Annotated in this window: 13 protein-coding genes and 1 tRNA gene; 9 read left to right on the top strand and 5 right to left on the bottom strand. The window is 34.3% G+C overall.

The genetic code is table 11. The features are described 5' to 3' along the window. Positions 1-189: 189 nt before the first annotated feature. A complete protein-coding gene (locus AAE962_RS01600; RefSeq protein ID WP_343289305.1) occupies positions 190-564 on the bottom strand; it encodes a hypothetical protein in 375 nt (124 codons plus the stop codon). 28 nt (positions 565-592) lie between these two features. After that, a complete protein-coding gene (locus tag AAE962_RS01595; protein ID WP_343289304.1) occupies positions 593-1,312 on the bottom strand; it encodes a hypothetical protein in 720 nt (239 codons plus the stop codon). 180 nt (positions 1,313-1,492) lie between these two features. Between AAE962_RS01595 and AAE962_RS01590 the strand changes: the two genes are divergently transcribed. The 5 genes from AAE962_RS01590 (at position 1,493) to AAE962_RS01570 (ending at position 5,763) form a co-directional block, all read left to right on the top strand. Continuing rightward, positions 1,493-2,152, top strand: coding sequence for a CADD family putative folate metabolism protein (locus AAE962_RS01590; protein WP_343289303.1), 660 nt, complete (start codon positions 1,493-1,495; stop codon positions 2,150-2,152). Positions 2,153-2,174: 22 nt separating this feature from the next. Next, the gene (locus tag AAE962_RS01585) at positions 2,175-2,561 is read left to right on the top strand and encodes a dihydroneopterin aldolase (RefSeq protein ID WP_343289302.1); all 387 of its coding nucleotides are present in this window, start codon (positions 2,175-2,177) and stop codon (positions 2,559-2,561) included. Then, entirely contained in the window at positions 2,558-3,811 is a 1,254-nt protein-coding gene (folP, locus tag AAE962_RS01580) for a dihydropteroate synthase (RefSeq protein WP_343289301.1), read from the top strand. Before AAE962_RS01585 ends, folP begins: the two co-directional genes overlap by 4 nt. Then, positions 3,808-4,287 carry a dihydrofolate reductase gene (locus AAE962_RS01575; protein ID WP_052264777.1) on the top strand — a complete coding sequence of 160 codons (480 nt, stop codon included), beginning with the start codon at positions 3,808-3,810 and terminating at the stop codon, positions 4,285-4,287. Before folP ends, AAE962_RS01575 begins: the two co-directional genes overlap by 4 nt. Positions 4,288-4,620: 333 nt before the next feature. Next, on the top strand, positions 4,621-5,763 hold the full coding sequence (locus AAE962_RS01570) for an ankyrin repeat domain-containing protein (protein WP_343289300.1): 1,143 nt from the start codon (positions 4,621-4,623) through the stop codon (positions 5,761-5,763). Positions 5,764-5,941: 178 nt separating this feature from the next. On the opposite strand, the gene AAE962_RS01565 is transcribed toward AAE962_RS01570, so the two are convergent. Continuing rightward, on the bottom strand, positions 5,942-6,727 hold the full coding sequence (locus tag AAE962_RS01565; protein WP_343289299.1) for an ankyrin repeat domain-containing protein: 786 nt from the start codon (positions 6,725-6,727) through the stop codon (positions 5,942-5,944). Between the two features lie 414 nt (positions 6,728-7,141). Between AAE962_RS01565 and cutA the strand changes: the two genes are divergently transcribed. From cutA to AAE962_RS01550, 3 genes are all read left to right on the top strand, one after another. After that, on the top strand, positions 7,142-7,477 hold the full coding sequence (cutA, locus tag AAE962_RS01560) for a divalent-cation tolerance protein CutA (protein ID WP_343289298.1): 336 nt from the start codon (positions 7,142-7,144) through the stop codon (positions 7,475-7,477). Then, positions 7,468-7,539 (top strand) — tRNA-Gln (locus AAE962_RS01555). The genes cutA and AAE962_RS01555 overlap by 10 nt, the downstream gene beginning before the upstream one ends. A 138-nt stretch (positions 7,540-7,677) precedes the next feature. Next, positions 7,678-8,106, top strand: a complete 429-nt coding sequence (locus tag AAE962_RS01550; RefSeq protein WP_343289297.1) for a hypothetical protein — start codon at positions 7,678-7,680, stop codon at positions 8,104-8,106. 7 nt (positions 8,107-8,113) lie between these two features. Here AAE962_RS01550 and AAE962_RS01545 read toward each other — a convergent pair whose 3' ends face one another. Together AAE962_RS01545 and dapE are read right to left on the bottom strand one after the other, a co-directional pair. Next, the gene (locus AAE962_RS01545) at positions 8,114-8,392 is read right to left on the bottom strand and encodes a hypothetical protein (RefSeq protein WP_343289296.1); all 279 of its coding nucleotides are present in this window, start codon (positions 8,390-8,392) and stop codon (positions 8,114-8,116) included. A gap of 509 nt (positions 8,393-8,901) precedes the next feature. Beyond that, the gene (gene dapE / locus AAE962_RS01540) at positions 8,902-10,098 is read right to left on the bottom strand and encodes a succinyl-diaminopimelate desuccinylase (protein WP_343289295.1); all 1,197 of its coding nucleotides are present in this window, start codon (positions 10,096-10,098) and stop codon (positions 8,902-8,904) included. 42 nt (positions 10,099-10,140) lie between these two features. Here dapE and AAE962_RS01535 point away from each other — a divergent pair, with 42 nt between their 5' ends. Then, positions 10,141-11,406, top strand: coding sequence for an iron-containing alcohol dehydrogenase (locus tag AAE962_RS01535; protein ID WP_343289294.1), 1,266 nt, complete (start codon positions 10,141-10,143; stop codon positions 11,404-11,406). The last annotated feature ends 498 nt before the right edge of the window (positions 11,407-11,904 follow it).

The following is an 11,904-nucleotide window of genomic DNA, read 5'->3' as shown; positions in this document are numbered from 1 at the left end:
ACAAAACGGATAGACCAAGAATGCCTAGATAAATGCTATGAGAAGTACTTTTCTAAACTTTATCCACAAATTAGTGAGAAATTATTAGCTAGTGAAAACAATCTCTATGATGAAAGCGAAAAATTATTGCTTATAGCAAATGAAATACACAATCAAGATGCAATGTTTTTTTAATCACAAAAGAAACACTTATTTCAATATTTGAAGAGATGTTAGCTTTTTAGATATACTCTGACTTATTGAATAATTCTTTAAATTGGTAAAATACTGTTTCTTTTCCTCTATTTCTTTTTCACTATTCTTTTCAAATATCACTTCTGTTTTTATCTCTTGATTGAGCGAGCCCTTCTTTTTGAAATAATCATCTGTGAATTCTAAAAAGAGTGAAATTAGCTCAGGAAGAGTGTATTTGTGTTCACTTGATGAGCACAATTCTGTAATCGGAGAAAAGTGAATATCATCTGCCTTAATAGGTAGTAACGATAGAAACTTATTCCAGCATTTTCTCATTATTCCAACTTCAGATTCAAGGTTTTTTATTTTAGCTAAATCGGTATGCTCCATGAAAAACTCTTTGTATTGCTCAAAACCTTCAAAAGTTTCTTTTTTTTTGATAGTTTTTTTTCCTATGACTTTTTTCTATATCAGAAATTTTAGTACCTATATTTGCCTGCTTACTAATAAAGCCATCGTTCTCTAGATTAAAACAAATTGTGTATGGAGTAATATCGTTTACTATTGTATGTGGCTTAAAGTGCCAACCAAAGCATTTGAGTATGAATTTTATTATAGGAGGAAATAGCCATTTAGGTTTTGATATGTGTAGTAATTTAACTACAAGTTTTTTGAATGAGCTAAAGGATTTATTGATAATGCATCTTAAATGAATATTGTCATCTTTTTTAAACTTTTTATAAACCTCCGCAGCTATTGGTCCTCCAGCACAGCTTCCATACAGTACTATATTGTCTGGGTGAATGCCTTGCTTTAGAAGATCTGAAATGACTGCAATTCCTGCATTTACTCGATTTCGACCGTTTAAAGAATGACCTTTGCTTTTTCCAGAACCAGGAAAATTAATAAGGTGAACATCCATACCTGCTTCAGCTGCCCAATTCCATTCACTTTTGTCTTCATCTGGCTCTTTTTCAAAAGTATATGTAAGCCCTGGAAAGTAAATTATATGCTTTTTCTTTCTGCTATCTGCACTGCTCTTCGAGTTTGACATCACTATCTTTTGAATTCGCATTCCATTTTGAACTTCTACGAACTCTTCCCTAATTTTTATTGTATTTTCTTCTGTTACTTTCATTTTGCGTTTTTCACTATATTAATTTAATAATACATAAAATTTTAGAAAAAATCAACTTTACTAAAAAATTAACTTATAGCGTATCTATCTTTATATTTATTGGAATTAAAGTAGTAGTGAGAAATGCCTCTTGAAATTTGATAAACCTAAACGTAGCCTAAAACAATTTACTGTTTATTTATGACATTTGTTCAATCACTTAATAATCAATTAGATAGTTTACACTTATTAAAACACCCGTTTTACGAGTCATGGAATGAAGGTAGATTAAGCCTGCAGGCTCTGCAAACCTACCCTAAGGAATATTATCACCATGTTGCTGCTTTTCCTCGTTATATCAGCGGTATACATTCCTTGTGTCCGAATTTGAAAATGCGGCAAGTTTTACTTGGTAATTTAATAGAGGAAGAACAAGTCGACGAGAATCACCCAGAATTATGGCAGCGTTTTGCTGAAGGACTGGGAGTAGCACGTTCAGAACTTTGTGAAAATGCACAAATTAAGGAGACACGAGAATTAGTTGATGGTTATTTTGACATTGTAAAATCAGATTTTGCAGCAGGTCTTGGAGCTCTGTACGCTTATGAACGTCAAACTCCAGAGGTTTCTAAGTCTAAAATTGAATGTCTGAAAAAACACTATTCAATAAATGATGAGCGTTCTCTCAAATTTTTTACCGTTCATATGGAAGCTGATGAGTGGCATTCTGAAGAATGTGCAAACCTTATTGCAGATTTAAACGAAGAAGAACGAGAGAAAGTTATGCAAGGCGCTGAAAAAGGAGCAAAACTCTTATGGGGTTTTCTTGATGGCATGATGAATGTTGATGTTTGTCATTAATTATAAGTAGATACTAAATTCAGTGGTAGCATGTAATCTTCTTATATCTGATTTACGGCTTTGGGTTCATTTGGGATGTAGTGCAGAAGAGAAGTCTTCTCCCCAATTGGTGAGTATTGAAGTTGATTTCACTTTTAAATCTCCTCCTTCAGGGATTACAACTGATCAACTTAAAGATACTATCTGCTATTTGGAAGTAGTGCAAAATATTCAATCTCTTGTTCAGGGCAAGCAATTTAATTTAATCGAGCATTTAACTCATAAGATATACAGAGCCATTAATAACCTTTTGCTGCGAAAGAAGCATATTATTTCTTCTGTCAGGGTGACTACTCACAAAATCGCACCACCAGTTCCTGGTGTGCATGGGGTCGTTTTTTTTACTTACTGTAATGAATTGCAAGAATGATCTATATTTCTATTGGATCAAATATAGGGAATCGCCTTTCCCATTTACAAAGAGCTACTGAGTTACTAAAGAAGCGCTATTTAAAAGACTTAAAGTCTTCGATCATTCTAAAAACTAAGGCTATTTTACCAAATGGTGCTCCACCTGATTGGAACAAGCCATTTCTCAACATGATTGTCTATGGAAGTTGTTCTTCTTCTCCTGAGGAGCTACTAAAAGGCTTAAAACAAATCGAATGTGATATTGGTCGTCCACAAGTCTACGAAAAATGGGCACCTCGTGTTATTGATTTAGATATTTTGTTATGGGATGATCTAACGCTTGATATACATGACCTTAAAATTCCTCACCCAGAATTAGTAAATAGACCATTTTTGCTCCACTTGATGGCAATGGTTAACAAAACCTTTGCTTTCAATGTTCAAGACTGTTTTTCAAAGAGTTTTACGCTTTCACCAAAGCTTATGGGTATCCTCAATATTACCCCTGATTCATTTTCAGATGGTGGTCTTTATTATGATGCGAATCGAGCAACCAAGCAGGCATTGCAGCTGGTATCAGATGGTGCAAGCATAGTTGATCTTGGAGCTCAATCAACAAGGCCTGGAGCTTCAATAAAGACGCCAGAGGAAGAGTATGAACGTCTAAAACCAGTACTTGATAATCTTAGCGACTATATGAAAAATGGTGATATTGAAGTCAGCATTGATAGTTTTTGGCCAGACGTTATTTTAAACGTTTTGAAGCACTACAATATTGCCTTGGTAAATGATCAGAAGGGAGATCTGAGTAGTAATACCTTAAAAGAAGTTGCTAGCAGTGGGTGTAGTGTCGTTATTATGCATTCACTTTCGATACCACCAGATAAGGACAATATTATTCCACATGACACTGACCCAATTGATATCATAAATAATTGGGCAGAGAATAGCATTAACAAACTACTAGGCCTGGGTTTTGATGAAAATTCAATAATTATTGACCCTGGTATTGGTTTTGGCAAATCTATGTATCAGAATATTCAGATTTTACGCAGTATAGAAACTTTACAAAATTTTGGCTGCAAGGTTTTAGTTGGCCATTCCAGAAAGTCATTTATTTCCTCTTTTTCCATAGAATCTCCCTCTAATAGAGATTTAGAAACAATTGCTACATCTGCTATACTGCAAAATAAGGTTGATTTCCTTAGAGTGCATAATGTACGCGACCACATGAGATTTTTTGTAGCCCAAGCTGTCTTAAAAGGATGAAGATTATTGGAATTATGGCTGTTGACCCTAATGGGGTAATTGGAATAAATAATGATTTGCCCTGGCGTTATCCAAGTGAGTTTAAACATTTTTGTCAAGTGACCGACAAACAAGTTATTGTGATGGGAAGAAAGACATTTGAAACCGTGCCTCAAAGCATACTAAAGAATCGTACACCTATTGTTTTCTCCCGTAACAAGTGTTTTAATAGAGGTCCAAAATGTACTGTTGTCTCTTCCATGCAAGAATTTCTGTCAATTCAAAGTAGTTCTCAAGTCTTTGTGATTGGTGGGGCACAAATAGCACACCTTTTTTTAGAGCATAACCTAATCTCAGAATTTATTATAACTGAAATTCACAAGCCCTATAAGGGTGATACATACCTCAATTTAGCATTTTTTGATGGATGGAATAAAACTATTCTCGTCAGAACAGAAGACTATACTATATTCAATTGTATCCGTTCAGCAGAGTAGTAAAATTATGAGTATATAAAGTAATCAATGTTTCTGACATTGGCATCCAGAAATTTTTTGAGCACGAAAGCTATGCTAAGTTTTTGTTGGTAAGAAAGGTTGGATCCCAGTGTCAAGCACTGGGGACATTATGGAGATTGTGATGACAAGAAAGGAAGAAGAAATGGGTGTCATTACTATATGCAAGCTATTATCGTATTAAATGCATTGCTTACAGAAGATATATTGCAAAAATAAATGCTCTAAGGAAGAATTTTTAGAAGTGTAAAAAATCTTGCCCTTTTTACAAAAAATAGCATTATTCTATAATAGATATAAGGTTATGAGGCAATTATGGACTTAAGTAAACTAAAAGAAGTATTGGATGTAGTATCACAAAAAGATTGTAACGAAGATAATATCATTCAAGAGATAAAGGAGGAGTCACAAAAAAGATGCCTTGATTTTTACCAAGAATGGGAAAGAAGTAATTTCAATATAGATCATAAAATTTGCATTTATCATGATGACAATATTATTGAAGATACTACACTGTCACATCTTGCTATTGATGATGGGCACATAAATATAGTAAATCTTTTAATAGAAAATGGGGCAAGTATTAATGCAGTAAAAGAGTTTAAACGTTATGGGAAGGTTGATGAAGCTAACTTTAGTCCACGTACTATTAATACGATAAGTGGATACTCTCTTTTATATTCTGCTATTAAGAATGGCAACGAGAGTCTAGTAAGATCTTTAATAGATAGAGGTGCAGATGTGAATGTAAGAGCAACAGATGGATGGACTTTCTTACATTGTGCTGCTGCTAATGGTAATGAAAATATAGTAAATCTTTTAATACAGAACAATGCAAATGTTAACGATAGGGTACTAAGTAAGACATATCCTTCTAGGGCAATAAGTTTTTTAGCACAGAGCAATGAAGATATTTGCGGCAAGATACCAAGTGATAAGGGACCTGTTTTCAGGGATTATTCCTTTACCTCTTTACATTTTTCTGCCCTAAATGTCCATTGTAACATAGTAAATATTTTGATAGAAAATGGAGCAGACCCCTTATTATATGAGAGAATTGGAAATTTAAATACTCCTAAGGCCAACTTGACTCCTTTAGATCTTGCTGCCGCTAATGATCATTATGACATAGTAAAATTGTTTATAGAAAATGGAACGAATCCTTTATTGAAAAACAAGGAAGGTAAAATTTCGAGAGCCTATGCTAAAGATAAAAATATTATAGACTTACTTAAAAAAGCAGAAAATAAATATTTGTACAATCAAATAATAAAGGTTAGTGTTGTTTGTGGTGGTATAGCTGCAGTGGCAGTAACTATTGGGTGTATTGCTGTAAATATTGAATTAGCTACAGCTATTATTCTTGCAGCTGCTACATTTGTAATGGGAACTTGCATTGTTGGCAGTGTTACATACTTCGTAAATAAACCCAGCAGTAAATTAATGAAGCCAGCCTAATTCCGATTGTACAATCAGAAAGAGCTCCTTCTTCTTGATTGCTCTGATTACACGAAAAGGCAATCACAAGATAAAATTCACCAAAGGTTCATCAACTATAGAAGAGGATACGTATAAATCAGAAGCATAGATCAATTTTTACTCTAACTAGTGAAACAGCAATCTTAAAATGCTTTACTTACATCAAGTTGCATGAAATTTGCTCCGTACATCCTCTCTGTTTTTCTTGCTTAGGATCTTTTAACCTGGAAAAAGGTGACTTACTCAAAAACTTATTGTCTTGATGTGCTCCACATTCTCTAAGAATTTTAGCCATTTCATGATCTTCAGCTACCTCCAATGGTGTTTTTCCAGAATAGCCTTTATAATTCAGATCTGCTCCACTTTCTTTGCAAAACTCAGCAATTTTGATATCACGTTTAGCAACAGAACACAGGAGAAATTCTACGTATGTTTCCTTAATATAGTACCCCTTGTTTTGCACAAAATCCTCTACTGTTTTTGCTAAATTTTCTTTGCTTAAACCTTTCTCAAAGCACCTAGAGAGTGTACCGTAATAAAAATCTTCTATTTCTTCACGACAATCTGGCCTTATTAAATTAGAAAAAGATTTACCACAATACTGATCAGTGTTTCCACGTGCACCCCATTTTTCAAGAGTTTCAACCATTTGATTTTTTCCATTTTCTCTAGCAAGCAAGAGTGGTGTTCTTCCATCATAACTTACATAATCGAGATCTGCTCCTTGATTTTTGAAAAATTCAGCAATTTTAACTTCACCTTTTTCAGCAGCTATAGTTAGCAAACAACCATAAACTTCTTTAGACTCACATTCATTTTTCTTTATATGATCCTCTATAAGTTTTTTTGCACTTTCCTCTTCACCTTGCTTAATATATGTAAATATTTTTTCCCAATAAAATCTCATTCCTGAATCTATGGCTTTTGCCTGGTCGCTATTCATAATGCCTCCTCACAACAAACTAGTTGGAACTCTTTCTAACGCAAAGAACTGCTTTCTTCGCTACTTTTATACTCACCAAATTCCATTGTCAAGTACACATCTGTACGAACATTGTGATTCAAGAAGATGTCATCCAAGTGCTTGACACTGGGATCCAGAAATTTTTTGAGTACGAAAGTTATGCTAAGTTTTTGTTGGTAAGAAAGGATGAATTCCAGTGTCAGCTACTTGAATGACAGCAGAAGGAAACACTGGGATGACATCTCCTTACGGATAATTTTCGTACATCTGTGTGTCAGCTACTCAGATGACATCTTCAATTTCTGTACAGAAGCACTGAAGAGGTCTCTCCTATTTTTTCTTGATGAATAAATCTAAGTAGAGTATAGTAAAAATGCATTTATGTAGCGGTTAATGAGCAGTTTAGTTTTAGTCTATGTAACTTTTTCAAGCTTGAAAGAGGCTAAGACTATTTCTGAAGAATTGTTAAATGAGAAGTTAATTGTGTGTGTAAATATATTTCCTGAGGTAAATTCTCTGTATCTATGGGAAGGTAAAATTAATAGTAATTGTGAAGTAGTGGCAATTATGAAAAGTAGGAATGATCAGGCTGATAAGATTGTAGAAAAAATCGAGTCAATGCATTCTTATGATCAACCAGCCGTTGTGATAATACCCATAGGAAAAGCGAATAAATCTTTTACTAATTGGGTTAATAATGTTATTGATATAAACAATATTGGGGTGTAGCCAAGTGGTAAGGCAGCGGTTTTTGATACCGCCACGCGAAGGTTCGAATCCTTCCACCCCAGCTTTATTGAAGTGTGCGTGAAATGATATCACTTTTTTATAAATTAAGGTTATTTAATTACATACTGGGCAGTTTGAAAGATATAGTTGTCAAGCTATTTCTTTTCACTTTGTATCTTTATACATCGAGCATTATGCTAATGTTTCTCACCAGTGGCTTTTGGTATGCTGTAGAGTTTAGCTCTTTCAAAAATGCATTTTACCATTTGTATCAATATTTAAAATGGTATTATGAAAATAGAGATGATTTGGGTTATGGAGTTTCTATTAGAATATTAGTAGCGTTTCTTACTCCGCATTTTCTCTACAAATTATTTTCTGGCACAGGCTGGAAGTCTTTTTTCAAGGAGAAGATAGTTCAGATACTCAGCACAAGAAGAAAAATGAGTAATAAACCAAATGGCGGTAGTTATGGTTATAGTAATAAGAACAGTTACGGTAACAAGAATCTTCAAGAGGCAGAACGGAAAGTGAATATGATAAAGCAGCTATTAATCCAAGATATAGATGAAGCTATAGAAAAAAGATTAAATGATATTTTTCTTGGTGGGAGGGGTAAACCTCATTAAAAGGGCTTTATCTTTTTAGAATTGGCTGTATTTTGTTTTTTACGTATAATGGATCGCAGTCAGCCAGTATACATGTTTCAACAAAATCTTGACTAAAGTCTGACAGCCAGGAAATTGCTTTACGTTTCTCTACCAAGCTTTCTGTTTTTTTACAGTTACTTGCTGCATCAATCATTGCCTGTGATATCACTGATTGCCACAGTATGCAGTACCTTTGTATATCATCTAAAGTGCTATTTGTTTCGTAATGGTGAAAAAATTCTTTAAAATTGAAGTTATTTGACATTATGTACCTCTTTAAGTTGAAAATTAGAATTTGAAGTAGTGCTGAACGTTGTCTTGCTGAAGCGAGTAGCCTGTATGACAGTCAGACCGGGTTTTGTATGAGTTATAAATGTTTAAGAAATTCTCAGAATTATCTGGATAGGTAGAGCCGGGTAGCAAAATAAGGTAGACGAGAAAAGACAACTATAGAAAAAAATGATCAATGCGCGACACTGGAAAATTGATCACAAACAAGTTCGATCAAAAACCAGTGTCTGAGCACTGGCATTATAAAGGAACCTATGTCTACTTGCATGACAACGATTTCTCTCTTATACTTTTTTGTCTATCTTATTTTGCCACTCTGCTGAACAGATACCATATAATTTTCGCTAATAAGCTTTTTACTGAGTTTTTGTTATTGAGCTTGCACAGATCAAAGACAAGTTTTGAGTCAAAAATACCCTTAATATTATAATAAGGGGTTGGTAAAATGTGTCTAGTAAGTTTTCTTCTCTATGCAACTGCACCTCAAGCTAATAATGGACCATCAGGCGTATTACCAATTACATTGATTTGGTTTAATATTTTATTAGTTGGGTAAAAATAATTTTTTATAAACTCCTTATATATAGCTGTTAATTTATGTATATCGTCTATTGATACGCATTCATTTACCTGATGTGCGGTTTTGTTGATCATACCAAATTCAATTACTGGACAAATATCCTTAATAAACGCAGCATCAGATGTGCCACCATTTGTACTCAGCACAGCATCAATACCAGTAATTTTATTTATCGCATCAAGCATAATATCAGTATTTCTATCAGGAGTAGAGAGAAAAACGTCACTGCTGCTCTGCATAGAAAGTTTATAATCGTTAGTCACATTGGCGCATATTGCATCAATCATCTTATATAAAACGTCCGGTGTTTGTGTATTGTTATATCGAACATTAAAACCTGCTGCTATTGAACTAGGTATTAGATTATTAGTATTATTTCCAACGTCGATAGTAGTAATTTCGCAATGTGAAGGCTGAAAATATTTATTACCAGTATCAAAAGTGGTATCTTTCATCTTACTTAATATCGATATCATTTTATATATTGGGTTATCCGCTAGATCTGGGTAGGCAACGTGCCCTTGTTTACCATGGCAAATCAATTTAAATGTTGCAGAACCTCTTCTTCCTATTTTTATGGTATCACCTAATTTCTCACTACTCGTTGGTTCTCCAACTATACAAAAATCTATCTTTTTTTGCTTACTTTTCATCCATTCCAAAACGGCCTTTGTTCCATGTTCTTCCGTGCTTTCTTCAGCGCTGGTAATCAATGCACTGATTGAACCACTGAATCGAAACTTCTCTGCAACGAAATCTACCATTGCAGCAATAAATGCAGCTATTCCACTTTTCATATCAGCTGCTCCTCTTCCGTATAGCATTCCATCTCTAACTTCTGGCTTAAATGGATCAGATATCCAATCTTTTAACTCACCTGGTGGTACAACATCAACATGTCCAGCAAAACACAAGTTTGGTACTCCATTTATATATTTCGCATAAAGATTTTTAACTTTATCACCAAACTCTAAAATCTCACATTCAAAACCACTTTTCTTGAGAATGGCTCCTATATGCTCTATTGCCCCATCGTCTTTTGGTGTTATACTTTTAAAAGAAATTAATTTCTTAGTTAGTTCTACAGGGTCAATCTTCATATCAATCTTGAAATACTAACATTACCGTATTGTAAACATTCTATGCGATATTTAAAACAAATATTACAGCACACAGAACAAGTTCTTATAAGGGAAGTAACAGTACTTGCTGATAATATCTATGAAATATGTAGACAATACGGAAATGACATTTTTCTGATTGCAGATGAAAATACAGCAAAACTTTTAAACAAAAACATACTTAATAAAGTTTCTCATTTAATTATTCCATCCACACCTGTCATTCCAGTGCGTGACTATGATGGATCGCAGTGTCACGCTACTTGGATGACACCAAATAGACTGAACAGAGCTGCTTCTCTCCAAGCTGTAAACCTAGTTAGAAATAAAGCAAAAGATAGTGACTTAATGGTTGCATTTGGCAGTGGCACTGTTAATGATATCTGTAAGTACGCAAGCTATTTAGAAGGCAAAGACTACATATCCTTTCCAACAGCTGCTTCCATGAATGGGTATAGCTCTGCAAACGCTTCAATATTAGTTGATGGATATAAAAAATCGTTCGGAGCACATCTTCCAAAGGCAATATACATTGATACCGATATAATTGCCAACGCACCACTACGCCTCACATTAAGTGGATTTGCAGATTTCATCTGCCGTTCAACAGTACAAGCCGATTGGCTATTATCTAATCTATTACTTGGCACAGAATATAATGAACTCCCCTTTAAACTTGTTCGCAATCTGGAGAAAATTTTGCTCAGAGAACACTTGGCACTTGCTAAAAAAGATAAAAGAGTAGTTTTATTACTTATGGAAGCCTTATTGATTTCAGGACTTGGAATGGTGATGTCAAAAGGCAGCTGCTCTGCAAGCCAAGGAGAACATATGATAGCTCATGCAATGGAGACGGTAACAAAAGATTATTCCTCCTCGTTACATGGCGAAAAAATTGCTGTTACGACGATTACTATGGCTAACTTGCAAGAGGAGATATTGTCAATACAAAACCCGATTACCAAACCGATCACTTTAGATGTAAAACATATAACTCAGTGCTTTGGTAATACCGAATTTATAAAAATTCTAAAGCAGAAGCAAATTATGCAGCAAAAAATTCAAGAGATTATTTGCAAAGAATGGAGTAATATTTCTAGTTTAATTAAGCAAAATTTACTATCTGCAAAACACCTGCAGAAAGTATTTGAAGATCTATCAATTCCGTACTTACCGGAGCATCTTAATTGGAACAAAGAGCAATATTGCAAGGTAGTCAATCTTACATTTGCAACAAGAGATAGATTCACCTTTCTTGACCTAGCTGGTTGTATAGAAAAAAGTTAGATTTTGTGTATTCGTTCAGTAGGGTAGCAAAATAAGATAGACAAAAACACAGTAACAAATGGTGTCATTCAAGTAGCTATCCAGCCTTTTTTAACAACAAAAACTTAGCATGACTTTTGTGCTCAAAAAACTTCTGGATTCCAGCATCAAGTGCTGGAATGACATGGTGAAATATTATTCAAGTAGCCTCTGTCCCAGTGCCTATTCAGTGTCATTCAAGTCAACTCTTTTCTTGTCATCCGAGTGCCTAGAGACTGGGATCCAGAAAACTTCACTTTAAATGAGTGCATTAGATTGTCTTTATATAGATGCCAGTGTTAGCTACTCGGATGAAATTCATTTAGTTGTCTTTTCTCATCTACCTTACCACTTTCTTGAACGGATACCATTAGCCATTCCCCTGAATAGATACAACAAATGTTGTATCTTTATCACTTCACATACATTATTCCATATACTATATGAACAACTGAAAAAAAACTTCAGTTAATTGGACAA

Source organism: Wolbachia endosymbiont of Encarsia formosa, from assembly GCF_039540065.1.
Taxonomy (GTDB): domain Bacteria; phylum Pseudomonadota; class Alphaproteobacteria; order Rickettsiales; family Anaplasmataceae; genus Wolbachia.
The sequence above is the reverse complement of the archived record's forward strand: the minus strand, read 5'-3'. Positions and strand labels throughout refer to the sequence as shown.